The organism is Massilia agilis, assembly GCF_024756255.1.
GTDB lineage: Bacteria > Pseudomonadota > Gammaproteobacteria > Burkholderiales > Burkholderiaceae_D > Telluria > Telluria agilis.
In genome coordinates this window covers 1-20,358 of the sequence record NZ_JANUHB010000008.1, presented here as the reverse complement: position 1 = coordinate 20,358, position 20,358 = coordinate 1, and the positions used below count along the sequence as shown (strand labels likewise).

The 20,358-nt window shown below is 66.2% G+C and carries 21 protein-coding genes; 13 read left to right on the top strand and 8 right to left on the bottom strand.

Annotated features, from left to right (window positions below; all coding sequences use genetic code 11):
* Positions 1 to 22: 22 nt before the first annotated feature.
* Positions 23 to 361 carry a P-II family nitrogen regulator gene (gene glnK, locus NX774_RS22555; protein WP_258824543.1) on the bottom strand — a complete coding sequence of 113 codons (339 nt, stop codon included), beginning with the start codon at positions 359 to 361 and terminating at the stop codon, positions 23 to 25.
* A gap of 12 nt (positions 362 to 373) precedes the next feature.
* On the bottom strand, positions 374 to 1,111 hold the full coding sequence (locus NX774_RS22550; protein ID WP_258824618.1) for a TorF family putative porin: 738 nt from the start codon (positions 1,109 to 1,111) through the stop codon (positions 374 to 376).
* Positions 1,112 to 1,349: 238 nt separating this feature from the next.
* On the opposite strand from NX774_RS22550, the gene NX774_RS22545 reads away from it, so the two are divergent.
* From NX774_RS22545 to NX774_RS22535, 3 genes are all read left to right on the top strand, one after another.
* Positions 1,350 to 1,592 carry an accessory factor UbiK family protein gene (locus tag NX774_RS22545; RefSeq protein ID WP_258824542.1) on the top strand — a complete coding sequence of 81 codons (243 nt, stop codon included), beginning with the start codon at positions 1,350 to 1,352 and terminating at the stop codon, positions 1,590 to 1,592.
* 87 nt (positions 1,593 to 1,679) lie between these two features.
* The gene (locus NX774_RS22540) at positions 1,680 to 4,163 is read left to right on the top strand and encodes an adenosylcobalamin-dependent ribonucleoside-diphosphate reductase (RefSeq protein WP_258824541.1); all 2,484 of its coding nucleotides are present in this window, start codon (positions 1,680 to 1,682) and stop codon (positions 4,161 to 4,163) included.
* An 86-nt stretch (positions 4,164 to 4,249) separates the two neighbouring features.
* Positions 4,250 to 4,507 (top strand): heavy-metal-associated domain-containing protein, encoded by a 258-nt coding sequence (locus NX774_RS22535; RefSeq protein ID WP_258824540.1) that lies wholly within the window; start codon positions 4,250 to 4,252, stop codon positions 4,505 to 4,507.
* Between the two features lie 259 nt (positions 4,508 to 4,766).
* On the opposite strand, the gene NX774_RS22530 is transcribed toward NX774_RS22535, so the two are convergent.
* The 4 genes from NX774_RS22530 to NX774_RS22515 form a co-directional block, all read right to left on the bottom strand.
* Entirely contained in the window at positions 4,767 to 5,774 is a 1,008-nt protein-coding gene (locus NX774_RS22530) for an alpha/beta hydrolase-fold protein (protein WP_258824539.1), read from the bottom strand.
* A 76-nt stretch (positions 5,775 to 5,850) separates the two neighbouring features.
* Positions 5,851 to 7,275 carry an oxygen-independent coproporphyrinogen III oxidase gene (gene hemN, locus NX774_RS22525; protein ID WP_258824538.1) on the bottom strand — a complete coding sequence of 475 codons (1,425 nt, stop codon included), beginning with the start codon at positions 7,273 to 7,275 and terminating at the stop codon, positions 5,851 to 5,853.
* An 18-nt stretch (positions 7,276 to 7,293) separates the two neighbouring features.
* Positions 7,294 to 8,478, bottom strand: a complete 1,185-nt coding sequence (locus tag NX774_RS22520) for an NnrS family protein (RefSeq protein WP_258824537.1) — start codon at positions 8,476 to 8,478, stop codon at positions 7,294 to 7,296.
* 170 nt (positions 8,479 to 8,648) lie between these two features.
* Complete coding sequence (locus NX774_RS22515) at positions 8,649 to 9,116, bottom strand: RrF2 family transcriptional regulator (protein WP_258824536.1); 468 nt, start codon at positions 9,114 to 9,116, stop codon at positions 8,649 to 8,651.
* Positions 9,117 to 9,315: 199 nt separating this feature from the next.
* Here NX774_RS22515 and NX774_RS22510 point away from each other — a divergent pair, with 199 nt between their 5' ends.
* From NX774_RS22510 to NX774_RS22485, 6 genes are all read left to right on the top strand, one after another.
* On the top strand, positions 9,316 to 11,601 hold the full coding sequence (locus tag NX774_RS22510) for a nitric-oxide reductase large subunit (RefSeq protein ID WP_258824535.1): 2,286 nt from the start codon (positions 9,316 to 9,318) through the stop codon (positions 11,599 to 11,601).
* 63 nt (positions 11,602 to 11,664) lie between these two features.
* Positions 11,665 to 11,931 carry a DUF2249 domain-containing protein gene (locus NX774_RS22505; protein WP_258824534.1) on the top strand — a complete coding sequence of 89 codons (267 nt, stop codon included), beginning with the start codon at positions 11,665 to 11,667 and terminating at the stop codon, positions 11,929 to 11,931.
* A 23-nt stretch (positions 11,932 to 11,954) separates the two neighbouring features.
* The gene (locus tag NX774_RS22500) at positions 11,955 to 12,404 is read left to right on the top strand and encodes an RrF2 family transcriptional regulator (RefSeq protein WP_258824533.1); all 450 of its coding nucleotides are present in this window, start codon (positions 11,955 to 11,957) and stop codon (positions 12,402 to 12,404) included.
* A 2-nt stretch (positions 12,405 to 12,406) separates the two neighbouring features.
* The gene (locus NX774_RS22495) at positions 12,407 to 12,787 is read left to right on the top strand and encodes a SirB2 family protein (RefSeq protein ID WP_258824532.1); all 381 of its coding nucleotides are present in this window, start codon (positions 12,407 to 12,409) and stop codon (positions 12,785 to 12,787) included.
* 6 nt (positions 12,788 to 12,793) lie between these two features.
* Positions 12,794 to 13,030: a DUF2249 domain-containing protein gene (locus NX774_RS22490; RefSeq protein WP_258824531.1), complete on the top strand. Its 237-nt coding sequence runs from the start codon at positions 12,794 to 12,796 to the stop codon at positions 13,028 to 13,030.
* Entirely contained in the window at positions 13,030 to 14,307 is a 1,278-nt protein-coding gene (locus tag NX774_RS22485; protein ID WP_258824530.1) for a permease, read from the top strand. The genes NX774_RS22490 and NX774_RS22485 overlap by 1 nt, the downstream gene beginning before the upstream one ends.
* On the opposite strand, the gene NX774_RS22480 is transcribed toward NX774_RS22485, so the two are convergent.
* Both NX774_RS22480 and nirK read right to left on the bottom strand, forming a co-directional pair.
* Entirely contained in the window at positions 14,287 to 14,967 is a 681-nt protein-coding gene (locus NX774_RS22480; protein WP_258824529.1) for a Crp/Fnr family transcriptional regulator, read from the bottom strand. The two genes, NX774_RS22485 and NX774_RS22480, sit on opposite strands and share 21 nt — an antisense overlap.
* Before the next feature lie 99 nt (positions 14,968 to 15,066).
* Positions 15,067 to 16,467, bottom strand: coding sequence for a copper-containing nitrite reductase (gene nirK / locus NX774_RS22475; protein ID WP_258824528.1), 1,401 nt, complete (start codon positions 16,465 to 16,467; stop codon positions 15,067 to 15,069).
* 287 nt (positions 16,468 to 16,754) lie between these two features.
* Between nirK and NX774_RS22470 the strand changes: the two genes are divergently transcribed.
* From NX774_RS22470 to NX774_RS22455, 4 genes are all read left to right on the top strand, one after another.
* Positions 16,755 to 17,711, top strand: a complete 957-nt coding sequence (locus tag NX774_RS22470; RefSeq protein WP_258824527.1) for a transporter — start codon at positions 16,755 to 16,757, stop codon at positions 17,709 to 17,711.
* Between the two features lie 75 nt (positions 17,712 to 17,786).
* Positions 17,787 to 19,298, top strand: a complete 1,512-nt coding sequence (locus NX774_RS22465; RefSeq protein WP_258824526.1) for a YifB family Mg chelatase-like AAA ATPase — start codon at positions 17,787 to 17,789, stop codon at positions 19,296 to 19,298.
* A gap of 40 nt (positions 19,299 to 19,338) precedes the next feature.
* Positions 19,339 to 19,881, top strand: a complete 543-nt coding sequence (locus NX774_RS22460) for a hypothetical protein (protein ID WP_258824525.1) — start codon at positions 19,339 to 19,341, stop codon at positions 19,879 to 19,881.
* Between the two features lie 71 nt (positions 19,882 to 19,952).
* Positions 19,953 to 20,294, top strand: a complete 342-nt coding sequence (locus NX774_RS22455; RefSeq protein ID WP_258824524.1) for a DUF1840 domain-containing protein — start codon at positions 19,953 to 19,955, stop codon at positions 20,292 to 20,294.
* Positions 20,295 to 20,358 lie beyond the last annotated feature (64 nt).

Genomic DNA, 20,358 nt, shown 5'->3' with positions numbered 1-20,358 from the left:
GGTTCGTTTCATGGCGTTCCTTTCAGAGTGCGTCGTTGCCGGTCTCGCCGGTACGGATACGGATGACCTGTTCGAGGCTGGCGACGAAAATCTTGCCGTCACCGATCTTGCCGGTGCGCGCAGCGGTTTCGATCACCTCGATCACCTGGTCGAGGATGGCGTCGTCCACCGCCGCCTCGATCTTGATCTTGGGGAGGAAGTCGACCACGTACTCGGCGCCGCGGTACAGCTCGGTGTGGCCCTTCTGGCGGCCAAAGCCCTTCACCTCGGTCACGGTCATGCCGTGCACGTTGATGGCCGACAGCGCTTCACGCACCTCGTCCAGCTTGAAGGGCTTGATGATCGCTGTGATCATTTTCATGACTTACCTCTTTCAAAAAGTTTTGGTTAAGGACGCGACCACGCCCGAGCGTCCCAGGCTGCGGCCATCCGGCGCCACGTAGGCGCTGGTGTTGGTCTTGACCCAGGCCAGGCCGACGGTGGCCCAGCCGAAGTCGCGCGCCAGGCCCACCTTGTAGTCGGTGTACGAGAGCGCATCGTTGTGGTGCACCTGCTGGCGGCCGGCGTGCAGCTGCAGCGTTACCGCCTGCCAGCCGGTATCGATGTTCGCGCCCAGGTCCCAGTAGCCGCTCTGCTTGCTGTCGGCGGTGCCGAACAGGTTGGTCAGGCTGCGCGAATACTTGAGGTAGCCCGGGCCGTAGCCGAGCTGGCCATAGAGCTCGAAGGTGTTGGCGTTCGGGTGCAGGCCGTTGCTCGGGTAGAAGTAGTAGAGGCCGCCCACGTCGTAGCTCACGCCGCCGCCCAGCTCGCCGCGCTTGCCGCCGTACAGGTCCCATTCGACGCTGCCCGAGCCGCCCAGGTCGCCGGTCCAGTGGATCGTCGACAGCCAGGTGCCGGCGTACAGCCCGGTCGGGGTGTGCGTGTAGTCGGCGCCGCCCTGCAGCGCCGGGTCCAGCCGCGACTGCGAAATGCCGCGGTACCGGTAGTCGCTGACCACGGCCGCGTTGTAGCTCACCTGGTGCTCGGCCGCCGGCTGCTCCTGCGCCTGCGCCATCGGGACGATCCAATTGCATGCGGCCAGCGCCAGCGCGGCCGTGACTGCTTGTTTCATTTTCATGACATCCCCTTCGTGAACGATGATCCTGTTGCGGTTACAATCGATATGCACGCCTGACCTTCATCTAGCAGGATGCGTGCCATGTCCCAAGAACCGTGCCGTGCTTGCTTTTTGAGCGAGCACGCACCAAATGGGTTTCAGGATTTCGCTGCCCGCGCCGCGCGGGCGCACCAACAGGCGGCAGGCGCACCGCGCCGGTGCAGCCGCCTACTTCGCCAGGAACAGAAACGGAATGAATACTTTCTTCAACGACTTGCAGGACAAGCTCAACCAGGCTTTCGAGAACTCGCCTGTCAAGGACATCGAGCGCAACGTCAAGGCCATGATGACCCAGGGCTTTTCCAAGCTGGACCTGGTCACGCGCGAGGAGTTCGACATCCAGGCCCAGGTGCTGGCCAAGACCCGGGCCAAACTCGAGCTGCTCGAAGCACGCGTGGCAGAGCTGGAGGCACGCCTGGCTGCACAGGCTTCTTAAACTAGTTTAAGGCGTCGTTTCCAGCATTCATGGATAGTCTGTTCGATTGGCCGCAAAGGCCAGAACAGTCAATTAGGACCGCTAGGCATGAATGCAAACGACAAGATAATCAGCACGTCACAGATGGCACCGCAGGAGGTGTCGCTCGATGTGCTGCGCGAAAAATACGCCAAGGGCACTGAACAAACCGTCGCCGACGTGCGCGCGCGCGTAGCCAACGCGCTGGCCGCGCTCGAACCGGAACCGCTGCGCGCCGACCTCGAGCAGCGCTTCCTGTGGGCCCAGGAACAAGGCTTCGTCCCGGCCGGCCGCATCAATTCCGCGGTGGGCATGGGCATCAAGGCCACCCTCATCAACTGCTTCGTGCAGCCGGTGGGAGACTCGATCACCGGCGCCGAAAACGGCCTGCCCGGCATCTACACCGCCCTCTCGGAAGCTGCCGAGACCATGCGCCGCGGCGGCGGCGTCGGCTACGACTTCTCCGCCATCCGCCCGTTCGGCAGCAAGGTGCGCGGCACCCAGTCGCGCGCCTCGGGGCCGGTCTCGTACATGGAAGTGTTCGACTCGTCGTGCAAGACGGTCGAATCGGCCGGCGCGCGCCGTGGCGCCCAGATGGGCGTGCTGCGCATCGACCACCCGGACGTGGAAGCCTTTGTCGCCGCCAAGGACAACGGCGCCTTCTCCAACTTCAACCTGTCCGTGGGCGTCACCGACGCCTTCATGCAAGCGGTGCAGGCCGACGCGCCGTTCGACCTGGTGCACGCGGCCGAGCCCAGCGATGAACAGATCGCAGCCGGCGCATGGCAGCGCGACGACGGCATCTGGGTGTACCGCCAGCTGCGCGCGCGCGAGCTGTGGGACCGCATCATCCAGTCCACCTACGACCACGCCGAACCGGGCGTGCTGTTCATCGACCGCATGAACGCGGAGAACAACCTGTGGTACTGCGAGACCCTGCGCGCCACCAACCCTTGCGGTGAGCAGCCCCTGCCCGCCTACGGCTGCTGCGACCTGGGCTCGCTGAACCTGACCATGTTCGTGGACCGCCCGTTCACGCCGCAGGCCAGCTTCGACTTCGCGCGCATGCGCGAAGTGGCCGCGGTGGCCGTGCGCATGCTCGACCTGGTGCTGGACGCGACCGAGTGGCCGCTGCCGCAGCAGGCCGAAGAAGCGCAGGCCAAGCGCCGCATCGGCCTGGGCTTCCTTGGCCTTGGCAGCGCGCTGGTGATGCTCGGCCTGCGCTACGACGCGAACGAAGGCCGCGAGCTGGCGGCCCGCATCGCAATCGAGCTGCGCGACGCCGCCTACGCCGCCTCGATCGAGCTGGCCCGCGAAAAAGGCCCGTTCCCGAAATTCGACGCCGAGCGCTACCTGCAGGGCCAGTTCACCGGCCGCCTGCCGGAGTCGCTGCGCGCGGCCATCCGCGAGCACGGCATCCGCAACTCCCACCTGCTGTCGATCGCGCCCACCGGCACCATTTCGCTGGCGTTCGCCGACAACGCCTCGAACGGCATCGAGCCGGCGTTCTCGTGGACCTACCATCGCAAGAAGCGCCAGCCTGACGGCTCGACCCGCACCTACGAGGTGGCCGACCACGCCTGGCGCCTGTACCGCCAGCTCGGCAACGACGTGACCGACGACGCCAAGCTGCCGCCGCAGTTCGTCACCGCGCTGCAGATGCGCGCCATCGACCACCTGCAGATGATGGAGGCGGTGCAGCCGTTCGTCGATACCGCGATCTCCAAGACCGTCAACGTGCCGGCCGATTACCCGTACGAGGACTTCCGCGACCTGTACACCGAGGCCTGGCGCGCCGGGCTGAAGGGCCTGGCGACCTACCGCCCCAATTCGGTGATCGGCAGCGTGCTGTCGGCCACGCCCGAGCCGGAAAAGCTCAAGGCGCCCGACGACGACCCGCTGCGCAAGCGCTTCGAGCGGCGCCCGCTGGGCGAGCTGGAATCGGTGACATCGAAGATCGAGTACTCGACCCAGGAAGGCAAGAAGTCGGTGTACCTGACGGTGAGCTTCATCCGCGCCCAGGGCGTGTACGACGGCCAGCCGGTCGCCATCGAGCGTCCGTTCGACTTCTTCATGCCGACCAACCAGCGCAGCGACGGCCAGCAGTGGATCACCGCATCGATGCGGATGCTGTCGATGGTCGCGCGCGCCGGCAGCCCGATCGCCAAGGCGCTGGCCGACATGCGTGAAGTGGTGTGGGAAAAAGGCCCGGTGCGCTGCGGCTACCTGACGCGCGAGGACGGCACCCAGGTGCCGGTGTACCACGACTCGGAAGTGGCGGCGATCGCCTTCATGCTGCAGCGTATCCTGATCCGGCGCGGCTTCCTGGACGCCTACGGCCACCAGGTGCCAGTGCCGGTGCTGGCCAAGCGCTTTGCCGAGCGCGTCTGCTGCTCGCACGAGACCACCCCGCAGCCGGTGGCCACCACCGTCGAAGGCGTGGCGCCGAACGCCTCGGGCGCCAAGTGCCCGGAGTGCGGCGCGCGCGCGCTGCGCAAGATCGACGGCTGCACCCGCTGCACCGAATGCAACTACGTGGGCGGCTGCGGCTGACCAGGCACGCGGGCCTGGCCCGCGTGTGTCCAACGAACGAACCACCGCGCGGATGACGCGCTATTCTTCAAGCAGGAGCAACAAGCATGATTCACCAGAACCTTCAATTGGCCGCCGCCCTCGATGCCGCCGGCGCTGCCGCCGTCAACCGCGCGCTGTCCGCGCTCGCGGGCGTGAGCCAGGTCGGCGCCGCCGACGGCACCAACCGCGTGGCCATCGCATTCGACGACAACACGACCTCGGCCCAGGAAATCGCCGCGGTGCTCGCACGCACCGGCTTTCCGCTGCGCGAAGCCCCGAAGACCGGCGGCTGCTGCGGCGGCTGTGGCGGCGGCGGGCACTGATTCCCGGAGCTTCCAGCAGGTCCCCGCCCAGGCGGGGATTTTTTTTGGATGCCTGATCGGTAGGGTGGGCAGGTTCTCCTGCCCACGCGTTCAAAGCACGGTCGCGCCGTGGCAATGCATGCTTCCATTGGACGCGTGGGCGAGATACCCGTCAGGCCAGCCCCGTAGGGTGGGCACTCGTGCCCACGCGGTCGTCATGCGTCGCATGAACGGCGTGGGCTCGAGAGCCCACCCTACGTGCAGCCGCAGGCGGCCGCGTTCAGGCCAGCGAACGCGCCAGGAACGGAAGGAACGCGTCCATCCGATAGTCGACGTCGAGGTGCTCGTCGTCGAACTCCTCGTGCACATGATGGATGCCAAGCCGGGCCAGTTCCTGGCTGAGGCGGCGCGCGCCGAAATGCAGGAAGTACTGGTCGCGCCAGCCGCAATCGATCCACAAGCCGCGCGCCTGGCGCAATGCGACCGCATGGTGCTGCACTGCCAGCACCGGGTCATGGCGCAGCCAGTTGGCCCAGCGCGCTTGGTCGAAGCGAGCGGTGTGCGGGTCGCACGGCAGGCTGGCGAAACGGTATGCCGACGGGTCCGGGTCATAGGTGGCCGCCAGCGCAAGGTGCATGCGGCAGCCGCGTTCCTGTGGTGTCACCTTGCCCGCGCTTTCGAAGTGCGCAAAAAAGCGCTCGACCGAATGATCGAAGCGCTCGAGCACATTGAGCGCCGCGTAGATGCCGGGTTTGTACGCGATCTCGAAATCCATGTCGCCCGAGGTGCAGGCCGCGGCCGACCAGAAGCCCGGATACAGCATCAGGTGCCACAGCGCGCCAAAGCCGCCGGACGATTTGCCGAACAGGCCGCGCCGGCCAGCCCCGCCGCAGCCGAAGCGCTGCTCGACGAACGGCACCACTTCCTGCACCAGGTAGTCGGCATAGCGGCCGGTGGCGTCGCCGTTGATGTACTGGTTGCCGCCAAGTGCGGTCATGCAATCGGCGAACACCACCACGGCCGGCGCCATCGCCCCTTGGCCAATCAGGCGGTCGAGCCGCTCGGGAACGTTCTCGCCGATGTTCTTGCGTGCGACGTGGTCCGGCCCGCAGCTGTTAAAGCCCGGCAGGTCGGCCAGTAAGGGCGCCGGGCCGGATGCGTACCCCGGCGGGGTGTACACGTACAGCTCGCGCTGGTGCGGGTCGCCCAGCGGGTTGGCGCGCAGGACGTGGCTGTCGAAGAGGAAGCGGTGGACGGTGCCTTGGGCGAATTGGCTGGTACGGCGCATACACGTGTGCTGGTTCAGGAACCGCCAACGCGGCGGTTCTTAAACGGATTATACGTGCGCCCGGCCTTGCCCCGGCTCAGATGGTTTTGGAATACTGCATGCGCTGCAGCGGCACGTGGTTGGGCTTGCCGAGCCAGGCGTCGAACGCCATCGCGATGTTCCGGATGAGCAGGCGCCCGCGCGTGGTGACGCTGATGGCGCCGTCCTCCAGCGCCAGCAGGCCGTCGGCCTCGAACGCGCGCAGCTTGGGCATCTCGGCCGCGAAGTAGTCGTTGAAGACGATGCCGTGCGCCTTTTCGAAGGCGGGCACGTCGAGCGTGAAGTCGCACATCAGGCGCTGGATGACGGCGCGCCGGATGCTGTCGTCGCTGGAGAGCGCAATGCCGCGCGCCAGCGGCAGCTCGCCACGGTCCAGCGCCGCGTAGTAGCGCTCCAGCGACTTTTCGTTTTGCGCGTACACGCTGCCCACCGCGCTGATCGCCGACACGCCGACCGACACCATGTCGGCCTCGGCATGGGTCGAATAGCCCTGGAAGTTGCGCTGCAGTCCGCCGCTCTTCTGGGCGATCGCCAGCTCGTCGTCGGGCTTGGCGAAGTGGTCCATGCCGATGTACACGTAGCCCGCATTGGTGAGCTGCTCGATGCACAGCGCCAGCATGTCGAGCTTGACCTGCGGCGCCGGCAGCTCGTCCTCGTCGATCAGGCGCTGCGACTTGAACAGGGCCGGCATGTGTGCGTAGTTGTAGATCGAGATGCGGTCGGGGCTGGCGGAGACCACCTTGGCCAGCGTTTGCCGCATCGTTTCCATGCTCTGCTTGGGCAGGCCGTAGATCAGGTCGATGCTGACCGAGCGGAAGCCCGCTTCGTGCGCGGCGCGGATCGCGTTGAGCGTGAGCGCCTCGGGCTGGATGCGGTTGACCGCCTTCTGCACCTCGGCGTCGAAGTCCTGCACGCCCAGGCTCAGGCGGTTGAAGCCCTGGCGCCGCAGCGAATGCACGCGCTCGGGGTCAACCGTGCGCGGGTCGATCTCGATCGAATACTCGCCCTCGGTGTCGCCCACGAAGGTGAAGCGGCTGCGCAGGTAGTCCATCAGCTCGCCCATCTGGGCGTCGGACAGGTAGGTCGGCGTGCCGCCGCCGAAGTGCAGCTGCTCGACCCGGTTGTCGGCGCCGAACAGCGCGGCCTGCATGTCCACCTCGCGCTTGAGGTAGTCGAGGTAGATGGCGGCCTTGTCGCGGTTGGTGGTGATGATCTTGTTGCAGCCGCAGTAGTAGCACAGCGACTGGCAGAACGGGATGTGCACGTAGAGCGACAGCGGCCGCACGCCGCCGGCCGCGCGCAGCCCCTGCACCGCGGCCTGGTAGTCGAGCGCGGTGAACTGGCCGTGGAAGCGGTCCGCCGTCGGGTAGGACGTGTAGCGTGGTCCCTGCTGGCTCATCCGTTCGATCAGGTCGGCGGACAGGTCCAGCGCGCCCGGCGCCGGGAATGCGGTTTTCGACATCGTGTTTCCTTGTTGGTGTTATCCCTCGCGCCCATCGATGCGCGGGCGGCACAGGTAGGGGCCGTACACAGCCACGTACAGCGCGAATGCGGCGCTCCAGCAGACCGCGGCGGCGACCAGCGCGACATTGCGCGCGCCATCCGGCGACAGCGCCGCCACCAGGCGGGTGACCACGCCCAGCTGGACCAGCACGTACATCGCCGTTTCCTTCGGCCCCGACGCCAGCTTCCTGCCCGTGTGGCCAAGTGCGGTGCGCGTCATCATACCAAGGATCAGGCCGGCCAGCGCGCCCACCGCGAGCACGTGCACGGCGGCCGACTGCGGCACCACGCCAAGCTGCGACAGCGCCAGCAGCAGGAAGCCGAACGGGATCCACGCGTACGACGCGTGCAGGATCCACACCAGCGGGTTGCCCAGGGTGGAGAGCGGCTTCCAGCCAGCCAGGCGCATGGCCTGGAACACGGCCGCGGCCAGTGCCAGCGGCGCGGTCACGATGGCCGGCAGGTTCAGCCCCCAGGCCAGGCCCGCGGCGGCGGTGCAGCCCAGCGCCAGCTTGTCGGTGCGCGGGTTGCTGACGGTCTTGGCGCCCACGCCGTTCTGGGTGAACATCGGGATCACGCGCCCGCCGATGGCGCCCTCGATCACCACCACGACGATGATCGCGGCGTAGATCGGGCGCAGCGGCGAGGCGTCGATCCAGCCCAGCATGGCGGCGTGGTACAGCGCATTGGCCACGGCCAGCAGGCCAAGCAGCGCGACCAGGAACAGGTTGCGCTTGTTGCCGGTGCGCTTGAGCACCTGGTAGAACGGCCACGCCGCAACCGGCAGGAACGCCACGTCCACCACGGCGGCCACCAGCGGCGAGCCGGCGAACATGGCCACCCTGCCCGCAACCCACAGCCCGGCAATGGCGCCAAGCTGGGCGCCGCGCGGGGTCCACAGGCCGGTCCAGTTGCGCCCGGCGGTATACAGGAAGCCCACCACCACCGCCACGACGAAGCCGAACATCATTTCATGCACGTGCCAGGCCAGGCCGACCTGGAACGGTCCGGCCACGCCGTAGTAGCTGGCGATCCAGGCCGGGATGCTGATGGCGGCAAAGGCCGCAGCCAGCAGGTAGAACGGGCGGAACCCCAGCGCCAGCAAGGCCGAACCCGGCGTTGGGGCGGGCGCTTCGCGTTCTTCGATGGTCAAGAGAGACATGGTATTTCTCCGTTTAAGATACATTTTTAATGCATCTTATACCGGACAGCCTGTGCAGGCAACCTAGATCTGTGGCCGAGTTGCTTGTCGCGCACGCCGGGCCGAACTCGCGCATGTTTTGACCTGCATCATGTGCCGATTGCCCTAGAGCAACCGACAATGCGTTGCGGTCAGGCGGCGGCGCGCTTGTTGAAGTGCAGCTGGATCGCCTGCACGCCGGGCGTGCCCAGCTTGGGATCGCGCGCGACCATCTGCTCGAGCGTGACGCTGTCGAGCACGCCGAGGAAGGCGCTGGTGGCGCGCGCCAGCGCCCCGCGCATCTCGCAGCCGGCCGCGTACAGGCACGGTGCGGTGCTGGCGTCGAAGCACGAGGCCATATAGAAGTCGCTCTCGGTCTCGCGCACCACTTCGCCAATGGTGATGGTGGACGGTTCGCGTCCCAGCCGCAGGCCGCCGCTGCGCCCGCGCACGGTTTCGACATAGCCGAGCGTGCCCAGCTGGTGCACCACCTTGGTCAGGTGGTTCTTGGCGATGTTGTGGTTCTCCGCGATGTCGCCAATCGTGACCAGGCGGTCGCGGTTAAGCGCCAGGTACATCAGCGTGCGCAATGCATAGTCGGTGTAGGAAGTCAGTCTCATTGTCGGGCCATTCGCGCCATGCGCGATAACAGGCACAAATTTTACAACTTTTTGTGCCGGTGTCTCAAAAAAACACAACCTGGGTCAAGAAAACATACATTTCGTTTGCCTCAAATAAAAGATGCACCTAGAATGCATCTTAACTGCTGCCCAGCAGAAAACTTTGGAAACCCATTAACCCAACCACCAAGGAACTACCATGCACGCCACGCGCAAACTATGGAGTTGGCTTGCGATCATCTGCGTAGTTTCCTTTGCCGTCCTGCTGTGGGTCGGCAAGGAAATCTACCTGAAGGCGCCACCAATCCCCCAACAAGTCACCAGCACCAAGGGTGACGTTCTGTACACCGCCGACCAGGTGATCCTCGGCCAGCAAGCCTGGCTGTCCGCCGGCGGCCAGCAACTTGGCACCGTCTGGGGCCACGGCAGCTATGTCGCACCGGACTGGTCGGCCGACTGGCTGCACCGCGAAGCCCTTGCACTCCAAGATCTGTTCGCTCAGCGCAATTACAAGACCAACTATGCAGATTTGTCCGCCGAACAGCGCGGCCAGGTCGACGCGCTGGTCAAACAGGAGCTGCGCACCAACACCTATGACGAAAAGACCAAGACGCTGGCCCTGTCGGACATCCGTGCCGAAGCCGTGCGCCAGGTCGCGCAGCACTACGCCGGCCTGTTCGGCACCGACTCCAAGCTCGACAAGCTGCGTGAACAGTATGCGATGAACGCCGGCTCGCTGCCCAAGGCAGACGAACGCCAGGCGCTCACCGGCTTCTTCTTCTGGTCGTCGTGGGCCGCCGCCGCCGATCGTCCGGGCGAAGCCGGCCTGTCGTACACCAGCAACTGGCCGATGGAGCCGCTGGTTGGCAACAGCCCGAGCGCCGGCACCGGCATCTGGTCGATCGCCTCGATCATCCTGATGATCGGCGCAATCGCCGCCATGATCCTGTACCACTCGTCGCACAAGGAAGAAGACGACCCGACCCCGCCGAAGGCCGACCCGCTGTTCAGCCTGAAGGCCACGCCGTCAATGAAAGCGACCAAGAAGTACTTCATGGTCGTGATCGGCCTGATCCTGGCGCAGGTGGGCTTTGGCGCCATCACCGCGCACTATTCGGTCGAAGGCCACGCCTTCTTCGGCTTCCCGCTGGCCGACATCCTGCCGTACACCGTCACCCGCACCATCCACACGTCGTTCGCAGTGCTGTGGATCGCGACCGCATGGCTGGCCACCGGCCTGTACATCGCCCCGATCATCGGCGGCCGTGAACCCAAATTCCAGAAGCTCGGCGTGGACGTGCTGTTCTACGCGCTGCTGTTCATCGTGGTCGGTTCGACCGTGTGCGGCTGGCTCGGCACCATCGAGCACAAGGGCACCGAGTTCTCGTTCTGGCTCGGCAGCCAGGGCCTGGAATTCACCAGCATGGGCCGCATCTGGCAATACCTGCTGTTCGTTGGCCTGTTGTTCTGGGCCTTCCTGCTCGGCCGCGGCCTGTGGCCCGCACTGACCAAGCCGTCGGAAAGCCGCGGCCTGATCATGATGGTGTTCCTGGCCGCCTGCTGCATCGGCGCCTTCTACGCCACCTCGCTGGCCTGGGGCCGTACCACCCACTACTCGATGATCGAATACTGGCGCTGGTGGCTGGTGCACCTGTGGGTCGAAGGCTTCTTTGAAGTGTTCGCCACCGCAGTCATCGCCCTGCTGTTCACCCGTCTTGGCCTGATCCGTGCAGCGACCGCCAACAGCGCCATCGTGCTGGAAACCATCGTGTTCCTGTTCGGCGGCATCCTGGGCACCCTGCACCACCTGTACTGGACCGGCACCCCGACCTCGGTGATCGCCATCGGCGGCATGTTCTCCGCGCTGGAAGTGGTCCCGCTGTCGATGATCGGTTTCGAGGCATACCGCAACTACCAGCGCTCGAAGGCAGCACCGTGGGTCCAGGCCTACAAATGGTCGATCCTGTCGTTCATCGCCGTCGGCTTCTGGAACATGGTCGGCGCCGGCCTGCTCGGCTTCTCGATCAACACCCCGATCTCGCTGTACTACGTGCAGGGCCTGAACCTGACCGCTGCACACGGCCACGCCGCGCTGTTCGGTGTGTACGGCATGCTCGGCATCGGCCTGATGCTGTTCTGCCTGCGCGGCCTGACCAACCGCATGGCATGGTCGGACGCCCTGCTCAAGCAGATGTTCTGGCTGCTGAACATTGGCCTGGCGATGATGGTGTTCATGGCACTGGTCCCGGCCGGCATCTACCAGGCTGCCGCCAGCATCACCAAGGGCATGTGGTACGCCCGTTCGCCGGAAGTGATCCACTCGGCGTTCATGGAAAACATGGTGTGGCTGCGTGTGCCGGGTGACATCGTGTTCGCCATCGGTGTGCTGTTCCTCGCCGTGTTCGCCCTGCGCCTGCTGCGCGGCGGCGCACCGAAGGAAGCCGCGGTCGCCGCAACCGAACCGGTTGCAGGCACCAAGGCCTAAGCAATGCAGGGCGCCGGCTCCCCTCTCCGCCGGCGCCCTGCCAACCCACACAAGGAATCCATCATGTCCAACTGCACTTGCAACGATTCGGCCCAGGCCAACAACACCCACCTGTTCGACGCGCGCGGCGTGGCGCGCCGCTTCCGCCATGCCTCGATCTTCGGCGCGCTCGAGTCGCTGACCCCGGGCGAGACCATGCGCTTCGTGAACGACCATGATCCGCTGCCCCTGCTGGCCCAGCTGCGCAACTACTTCGGTCCGCGCATCGACATCGGCTACGTGGCGCGCAACCCGGAAGAGATCGTGATCGACTTCACCGTCAAAGCCTGACAGCGCCAAGCGCACCGACGACCATGCGACTGACCGACTATACCGATTACGCCCTGCGCGTGCTGATGTACGTCGGCGCGCAGAAGGACCGTCTGGTGACGATCCAGGAGATCGCCATCAACCACGGCATCTCGAAGAACCATCTGACCAAGGTCGTGCACCGGCTGGGCCTGGCGGGCCTGGTCGAGACCGTGCGCGGCCGCACCGGCGGCGTGCGCCTGGCGCGCGACCCGGAAACCATCACGATCGGCTCGGTCGTGCGCCTGACCGAGCCCGATTTCACCATCGTCGAGTGCTTCGACGAGGAAAAGAACACGTGCGCGCTGGCGCCCATTTGCGTGCTCAAGCACGCACTCGGACGCGCAACCAGTGCATACTTGCAGGAACTGGATCGCATATCGCTGGCCAGCGTGCTGCCGCTCCCGCGCTCACGGCTGGCCGACGGATTCGCCGAACTGACCTTTTCCGGATGACGATGGACTACCTGCTGCTCAAACACTTCCACATGACCTGCGCTGCCCTCTCGGGCAGCTTTTTCCTTGTGCGCGGCACCTGGATGCTGGCCAACTCGCCGCTGCTGCAGCGCCGCTGGGTCAAGACCCTGCCGCACCTGGTCGATTCCCTCCTGCTGGGCTCCGCGGTCGGCCTGGCCGCCTGGAGCCACCAGTACCCCGGCGAACAGCCCTGGCTCACGGCCAAACTGGTCGCCCTCGTGGCCTACATCCTGCTGGGCAGCGTGGCGCTCAAGTACGGGCGCACCAAGACCGTGCGCACGATTGCGTGGCTGGCGGCTTTGACCACCTTCGGTTACATTGTGGCCGTGGCCGTCACCAAAAACCCGCTGTTCTTCCTTTGACCCGCAATGCCCAAGACTGATCCGCAAGACATCCTGCTCGACGTGCGCGGCCTGCCGCCGCCCGAGCCCCTCGAACGCGTGCTCGACGCGCTCGACACGCTGCTGTCCGGGCAGCGCCTGCGCATGCTGGTCGACCGCGAACCGCGGCCGCTGTACCGTATCCTCGATGCCAACGGCCACCGCTTCCAGGCCAAGTCGCTCGCGGACGGCAGCTTCGAAATCCTGATCTGGCCCGCGTCCTGATGCAGCGGGCGCTTTCGTTCGACACCACCCCGCCCCTGTCGATTCCGCTGCGGTTCATGCTGACCGCGCCCTGGTTTGCGGCGGCGGCCGGGCTGCTGCTGCTGTGGAGCGGCGCGCCGGCATTGCAGAGCCGCTGGAGCGGCCCCATGCTCGCGCTCACCCACCTGATGACGCTGGGCTTCCTGGCCATGACCATGCTGGGCGCCATGCTGCAGATGCTGCCGGTGGTGGCGGAGTCGCCGTTCCCGCGCCCGCGCGCGGTGGCGTGGGTGTCCTGGCTTGGCCTGGTGGGCGGCACGCCCCTGCTGGCGGCCGCGCTGCTTGGCGGGCCGCGCTGGCTGTTCGCCGCCGCACCAAGCGTGCTCGGGCTTGCGCTGCTGGTCTTCGTGGCCGGCGCCGCGCGCGCGCTGGCGCGCCGCACCAGCCCAGGGGCCCTGCCCATGGCCGCCGGCATGCGCCTGGCGGTGCCCGGGTTCTTCCTGACCATCGTGCTTGGACTGTCGCTCGCGGTGTTCCTGGCCGGCGGCCCGGCCCTGCCGGTGATGGCGGTCACCGACCTGCACGCAGCGCTTGGCCTGCTCGGCTGGGTTGCCATGCTCGTCATGGCGGCCGGATTCCAGGTGATCCCGATGTTCCAGGCCACGCCCGTGTACCGGCGCGCGGCCAGCTTTGCGCTGCCGCCGGCGCTGGCGCTGCTGCTGTGCGCATGGGGCGCCGCAGGGTGGCTGCGGCCGGCCTGGCAAGCCCTGGCCGGCTACGGCGTCGCACTGGTGCTGGCCGGCTTTGCGGGCTATTCGCTGTGGCTGCTCTCGAAAAGCCGGCGCACCACCCCGGACATCACGACCTGGTACTGGCGGCTGTCGCTCGGCAGCCTGCTGTGCTGCGCGCTCGTGTATGCGTGGCCCGGGATCGACCCGGACCGCAAGGCAGTGCTGCTGGGCGTGCTGTTCGTGGCGGGGTTTGCCACCTCTGCCGTCAACGGCATGCTGTACAAGATCGTGCCGTTCCTGCTGTGGTACCACCTGGGCAGCGCCGGCGTGGCGCGCGCGCGGGTGCCGGGCGTGAACAACTGGATCGGCGCACGCGCCGCGAAACGCCAATATGCGGCCCATGCCGCCGCGGTGGCGGCGCTGTGCGTGGCGGTGGTGGTGCCGGTGCTGGCGCGGGCGGCAGGCGCACTGTTCGCGGCGCAGGCAGCCTGGATCGGCACGATCCTGGCCGGCGCAGCGCTGCGTTACCGCCGCATTATTACCGCGTCAGCTCTCGAACGCGCGTAGACGCTGCAGGTCGAGGATCGTGACCTCGCGGCCGCGCAGCGCGATCATGCCGCGCGCAACCAGCTCGTGCAGCACGCGCGAGAAGTACTCCGGCGTCAGGTTCAGGCGCGACGCAATCATCTTCTTGCTGGCCGAAAGGGTGAAGCGCGCGCCGTCGGCCGGCGGCTCTTCGTTGAGCAGGTAGCTGACGATGCGCTGGCTGCCCGAGCGCAGCGAATACGATTCGACGTCGGCGATCAGGCCGTGCAGGCGGCGGCTCATCCCGGACAGCATGCGGCGTGCCAGCACCGGGTTGCGGTCGATCTCGTCGAACATCACCTTCTTCGAGATGTGCAGCAGCAGCGAGTCGGCCAGCGCGTGCGCGGTCAGCACGTACGGCCGGTCCATGAACATCACCGCTTCGCCGAAGCTGTGCCCGGGCCCGACGATCTCGACGATCTTTTCGTTGCCCTGCGCGGACACGAAGCCGAGCTTCACCTGGCCGTACACGACCGTATGGAAACCGTGGCAAATGTCCCCGCGCTGGAAGATCGGCTGGCCACGCACCGCATGCACCTCAACGGTGCCAGCGGCGATGGCCGACAGTTCCTCCGGCCCGAGGTCCTGGAACAGGGGCTGGCGCTTCAAGAATTCACGCGGATCGATTTTTTGTATAGCCATGACAGGCGCTCACAAGGTAAAAATGAGGCGCGCGTTTGGGGACGCACGCCTCGCGGGTCACACAACGGGCGCGCCGATCGCGCCCGCTTTCACACTGGTTCAATGGCCCGAGGCTGCGTCCGGCTTGCTCGAGGTCTTGAACACTTCCGGGTTGTCCTGGCCGGTCACGTACAGGAAGCCTGCCAGGCCCTTCTCCATGCGCGAGAGCGCGTGGTCAACCAGCACGTAGCGGCCCGGCACTTCGACCTTGAACTCGACCATCGTGGCGCCGCCCGGTGCGACCGTGGTGGTCTGCACGTTGCGCAGCGGCGGCGAGGTCAGGTCGCCCATCGAGTACACGCGGTCGAACACTTCGCCGATCACGTGGAAGCTCGAGGTCAGGTTCGGGCCACCGACGCCGAAGAAGATGCGCACGGTCTCGCCGACCTTGGCTTCCATGCGGTAGGTCTTGGTCAGCGCTTCGTGGTTGCCGTTGAAGATCATGTGCTCAGGCTGTTCGGCCAGCAGTTTGTCGAGCGAGAACTCGTTTTCGCCGGCGGTGCCATGGCGCTGGGCGGTGTAGAGCTCGCCCTGCATCACGTAGAACTCGCGGTCAACCTTCGGCAGGCCCCCTTCCGGCTCGACCAGGATCATGCCGTACATGCCGTTCGAGATGTGCTGGGCGACCATCGGGGTAGCGCAGTGGTACACATACAGGCCCGGGTTGAGTGCCTTGAAGGTGAAGCCCTTGCTGTTGCCCGGTGCTGCCTGGGTCACAGCGGCGCCGCCGCCAGGACCGGTCACGGCGTGGAAGTCAACCGAGTGGATCATGTGGCTGTCGGCCGCGTTGGACAGGTTCACGTCCACGGTGTCGCCCACGCGCACGCGGATGAACGGGCCCGGCACTTTGCCGTTGAAGGTCCAGTATTTGTAGGTCGAGCCGTCCATCAGGCGGCCGGTCACCTCGGTGGTGTCCAGGTTCACCTTCAGGTGCTGCGGGCCACGGGCGCCCACCGGGGTGCCGACGTCGCGCGGGTCGTGCGAAATCTCGACGCCTTGCGGTTTGGCCTGGACGGCGGCGTCGCCGACGATCAGTTTGCCGATCATGCCGGCAGCAACGTGGCCCGGCAGCGAGCAGATGTAGTTGAATTCGCCCTTCTTGTTAGCGCGGAAGACGATCGAGGTACTTGCGCCCTTGCCGTTGACCTGGTTCGACTTGGCGCCGAAGTCGGCGATGGTCAGGTCGTGGGTGGCTCCGTCGCCATTGACCAGGTTGATCTGCACCACGGCGCCTTCCGGCACGCGCAGCGTCGGGTTGGCTTGCCCATCAAGGGCGCCGCCCTTGCCAACGAAGACCAGCTTGCCATCGGCGATGTCGGTGCGCAGCGTGAAGGTGACGTCCGCGACGTTCTGCACGGCCGAGGCCGCGTGATGGGCTTGGTGTTGTGCGTAGGCGGGAGCCATGCTGGCGGCGCCCAGGACGAGGGATGCGATGACGGTCGAGATCAGCTTGCGTTTCATTTGTTTCACCTTGGGGTTGTTGTGTCGTGTTCTTTCGTTTCGTTACGGGACAAATGATAGATTTCAGATGCATCTTAAAAAAATGATGTACATCAAAAAAACCTAACGTACGGAACAATGGGCGAGACCGTGCCATCATAGGCGTCAAGCGGAGTGAACAGCGCTCTATAGGGAATTTGATCTACATCATGTTTAAAAGATGTATCGCGCATGTATGATTTGTCGCAATAAGGCCACACCAAGCCCGACCACGCGGTGCGCCGCGACATACATTGAGGAGCAAGATCATGAAACGCCGTCTCACCATCGCAGCCAGCCTGGCCGGCCTGCTGCCTTCTCTCGCTTTCGCCAGCTGCGGCGCAGCTTTCTGCACGGTGAACACCAACTGGACTGCGCAGTCCGCCTTGGTCGATGCGGGCTCCTCGTATGATTTGCGCTACGAATTCATCAACCAGGACCAGCCGTTCGCCGGCTCGGACAAGATCGCCGTTGGCCAGATCCCGCACCACCACGACGAGGTGAGCACGCTGAACCGCAACCTGGTGGCGACTTACAGCCGCAGCTTTGGCAACGGCTGGGGCCTGTCGATCAGCGCACCGCTGGGCGACCGCGACCACGTCCATATCCACAACCACCATGGCGAGAAGGTCAACGAGCAATGGAAATTCACCGAACTGGGTGATATCCGGGCAGTGGGCCGTTACCAGTTCTTTAGTGGCGGGGAAGCAACGGCGCCCTCCGCGGGCGGGGTGATGGCGGGCCTGAAGCTGCCCACCGGCCGCACCACGGTGGCCAACGACGGCGGCGACGTCGGCGAGCGCAGCATGCAGCCGGGTACCGGCACCACCGACCTGATCGTCGGCGCCTTTTATCACCAGACCCTGATGATGTCGGACGCTTCGTGGTTCGCGCAGGCGCAATACCAGCACGCCCTGAACAGCCACGACGGGTACAAGCCGGGCGCGCAATTCAGTGCGGACCTGGGCTACCGGCACGGGCTGGGTGAGCGCTTCGGCGCGCAGGTCCAGCTGAACTTCGTGCACAAGAGCGCGGACAAGGGCGCCTCGGCCGAGCCGGCAGACAGCGGCGGCCGCTTCGTGTACGTGAGCCCGGGCCTGACCTATGCCATTTCGGGCAACCTGCAGGTGTACGGCTACGTCCAGCAGGCGCTGTACCGGCACGTCAACGGCGTGCAGCTGACGGCCGACCGCGCATTCCTGCTCGGCATCACCGGCAAGTTCTGATCCGTTTGGCGGCCCTCAACAGGGCCGGGCGCGTGAACAAGCAAACTCTTGCGAGTTCAATTCGCGCCGAAAGCCATGAGCCTTGCAGTCCTTCGCAGTCGCGCCCTCGCGGGCATGGATGCGCCCGCGGTCAGCGTCGAGGTGCACCTGGCCAACGGGCTGCCCGGCCTGACCATCGTCGGCCTGCCCGACGCCGAGGTGCGCGAAGCCAAGGACCGGGTGCGCGCCGCGCTGCAAAATTCCGGCTTCGACATTCCGGCCCGGCGCATCACGATCAACCTGGCGCCGGCCGATCTTCCCAAGGAATCGGGCCGGTTCGACCTGCCCATTGCGCTCGGCATCCTGGCGGCATCCAAACAGATTCCGTCGAAGGAGCTCGGGCGGTACGAGTTTGCCGGCGAGTTGTCGCTGTCCGGCGAGCTGCGCCCGATTCGCGGCGCGCTGGCCATGGCGTTCGCCATGCAGCGCTGCCTGGCGGCGCCATCGTTCATCCTGCCCCATGCCAATGCGGACGAAGCGGCGCTGGCGCCGAGCGCTGCCATCTACCCTGCCCGCTCCCTGCTCGAGGTGTGCGCCCATTTCATGAGCGCCGATGAAAGCGGCCGGCTGGCGCGCCACGCAGGCAGGGCCGAGCCGGCGAGCCCGGACTACGCCGACTTCGCCGACGTCAAAGGGCAACAGTATGCCAAGCGCGCGCTGGAAGTTGCGGCCGCCGGGCTGCATTCGGTGCTGCTGGTGGGCCCGCCGGGCACCGGCAAGAGCATGCTGGCGTCGCGCTTTGCGGCACTGCTGCCGCCCATGAACGATGAAGAGGCGCTGGAATCGGCCGCTGTCCAGTCGCTGGCCGGGGCGTTCCGCGCCGAACGCTGGAAGACGCGTCCATTCAGGTCGCCCCATCACACAACATCGGGCGTGGCGCTCGTTGGCGGGGGCAACGTACCGCGTCCGGGCGAGGTGTCGCTCGCGCACAACGGCGTGCTGTTCCTGGATGAGCTGCCGGAATTCGATCGCCGCGTACTGGAGGTGTTGCGCGAGCCGCTGGAGTCCGGCCACATCACCGTGTCGCGCGCCGCCCACCAGGCCGATTTCCCGGCGCGCTTCCAGCTGATCGGGGCGATGAATCCCTGCCCGTGCGGCTGGCTCGGCCACCCCTCGGGCAAATGCCATTGCAGCAGCGAAGCGGTACAGCGCTACCAGGACCGCATCTCGGGGCCCCTGCTCGACCGGATCGACATGCAGGTGGAGGTGGCGCCGATGACGCCCGAGACGATGGCCGCAGAGGCGGACGGCGAACCGAGCGAAGCGATCGCCGACCGGGTTGCCCATGCATACGCCATCCAGCTGGCGCGCCAGGGCAAACCGAACCAGCAGCTGGCCACGCGCGAAATCGACCGTCACTGCCGGCTGGACGCCGCCGGCGAGGCACTGCTGCGCCAGGCCATGGCGCGCATGCACTGGTCGGCGCGGGCCTACCACCGCGTGCTCAAGGTGGCGCGCTCGATCGCCGACCTGGCCGGCGCGCCGCGCATTGCGCCAGAGCACGTGAGCGAGGCGGTGCAGTACCGGCGTGGGCTGCGCGAGCGATGAGCGGCTGGTTGCGCCACGCCCGCCCTGCTACCATCGGTATATGCGACCACATTCCATCCTTGCATTCGCCGCTGCCGCCGCGACCGTTGCGCTCGCCGCCTGCAGCCCCAAGTACAACTGGCGCGACTACATGAGCCCGGATGCGCCCTATCGGGTGATGTTTCCCGGTAAGCCCGCAACCTACACGCGCAGCGTCGACCTGGACGGCATGCGGGTGGACATGACCATGACCGCTACCGAAGTCGAGGGGGCCATGTATGCGGTCGGCGCCGCGCAGGCGCCCACGGCCGCCCAAGCCCAGGCAGCGCTGGGCGCAATGAAAACCGCGCTCGTGCGCAACATCGGCGCCACCGCGACGCAGGAGAAATCGAGCGCGACGGCGAGCGTGTCGGGTGCCACGTCCAGCGCGTCGGCAACGAACGACGTGACGGCCGATGGCGTACTGAACGGCGTGCCGATGCGGCTCGTGGGGCATTTCGAAGCACGCGGACAGCGCTTCTACCAGGTCATTGTCGTCGGGCCGGCCAAATCGGTGGCGCCGGAGCCCACCGAGCAGTTCATCTCGTCGTTCAAGGCGCAGTGAGCGCGTACCGCGCCGGCGTCAGCTGGCGAGCCGTGTTATCGTTTTAGTCATCCAACCAACTGGAAAGAATCATGCTTATCACGTTCAGATGCAAGGCCGCTCCCGAGGTCATGATGTACAAGGAGCACGCAAAGCGGATCCTCGATCTGCTGAACAAGGACGCCGACCGCGGCGTGATCACGGCGGCCGAGGCGCCCAAAGCGGTCGAGACAATCGAGAAGGAAATTGCCGAATCGCGGAAACACCAGGCGGCGGACGAGGTGCAGCAGGACATCAAGGCGCACACCGCGCCTGACGACAAGGAGCATGAGGGCATGGAGACGGTGAGCTTCGCCACCCGGGCTTATCCCCTGCTCGAAATGCTGCGGGCCGCACGAGACCACAAGTGCGACGTTATGTGGGGAGTGCTGTAAGCGCTACTGCGGGGCCGGCTACCGGCCCCGCCGCGTGCCAGGGCGGCAAAAACAAAAAAGCCCG

Bases quoted from the DNA above. Each gene is read 5' to 3' on its own strand.
- glnK (WP_258824543.1), bottom strand. From the start codon at position 361: ATGAAAATGATCACAGCGATCATCAAGCCCTTCAAGCTGGACGAGGTG.
- NX774_RS22550 (WP_258824618.1), bottom strand. From the start codon at position 1,111: ATGAAACAAGCAGTCACGGCCGCGCTGGCGCTGGCCGCATGCAATTGG.
- NX774_RS22545 (WP_258824542.1), top strand. From the start codon at position 1,350: ATGAATACTTTCTTCAACGACTTGCAGGACAAGCTCAACCAGGCTTTC.
- NX774_RS22540 (WP_258824541.1), top strand. From the start codon at position 1,680: ATGAATGCAAACGACAAGATAATCAGCACGTCACAGATGGCACCGCAG.
- NX774_RS22535 (WP_258824540.1), top strand. From the start codon at position 4,250: ATGATTCACCAGAACCTTCAATTGGCCGCCGCCCTCGATGCCGCCGGC.
- NX774_RS22530 (WP_258824539.1), bottom strand. From the start codon at position 5,774: ATGCGCCGTACCAGCCAATTCGCCCAAGGCACCGTCCACCGCTTCCTC.
- hemN (WP_258824538.1), bottom strand. From the start codon at position 7,275: ATGTCGAAAACCGCATTCCCGGCGCCGGGCGCGCTGGACCTGTCCGCC.
- NX774_RS22520 (WP_258824537.1), bottom strand. From the start codon at position 8,478: ATGTCTCTCTTGACCATCGAAGAACGCGAAGCGCCCGCCCCAACGCCG.
- NX774_RS22515 (WP_258824536.1), bottom strand. From the start codon at position 9,116: ATGAGACTGACTTCCTACACCGACTATGCATTGCGCACGCTGATGTAC.
- NX774_RS22510 (WP_258824535.1), top strand. From the start codon at position 9,316: ATGCACGCCACGCGCAAACTATGGAGTTGGCTTGCGATCATCTGCGTA.
- NX774_RS22505 (WP_258824534.1), top strand. From the start codon at position 11,665: ATGTCCAACTGCACTTGCAACGATTCGGCCCAGGCCAACAACACCCAC.
- NX774_RS22500 (WP_258824533.1), top strand. From the start codon at position 11,955: ATGCGACTGACCGACTATACCGATTACGCCCTGCGCGTGCTGATGTAC.
- NX774_RS22495 (WP_258824532.1), top strand. From the start codon at position 12,407: ATGGACTACCTGCTGCTCAAACACTTCCACATGACCTGCGCTGCCCTC.
- NX774_RS22490 (WP_258824531.1), top strand. From the start codon at position 12,794: ATGCCCAAGACTGATCCGCAAGACATCCTGCTCGACGTGCGCGGCCTG.
- NX774_RS22485 (WP_258824530.1), top strand. From the start codon at position 13,030: ATGCAGCGGGCGCTTTCGTTCGACACCACCCCGCCCCTGTCGATTCCG.
- NX774_RS22480 (WP_258824529.1), bottom strand. From the start codon at position 14,967: ATGGCTATACAAAAAATCGATCCGCGTGAATTCTTGAAGCGCCAGCCC.
- nirK (WP_258824528.1), bottom strand. From the start codon at position 16,467: ATGAAACGCAAGCTGATCTCGACCGTCATCGCATCCCTCGTCCTGGGC.
- NX774_RS22470 (WP_258824527.1), top strand. From the start codon at position 16,755: ATGAAACGCCGTCTCACCATCGCAGCCAGCCTGGCCGGCCTGCTGCCT.
- NX774_RS22465 (WP_258824526.1), top strand. From the start codon at position 17,787: ATGAGCCTTGCAGTCCTTCGCAGTCGCGCCCTCGCGGGCATGGATGCG.
- NX774_RS22460 (WP_258824525.1), top strand. From the start codon at position 19,339: ATGCGACCACATTCCATCCTTGCATTCGCCGCTGCCGCCGCGACCGTT.
- NX774_RS22455 (WP_258824524.1), top strand. From the start codon at position 19,953: ATGCTTATCACGTTCAGATGCAAGGCCGCTCCCGAGGTCATGATGTAC.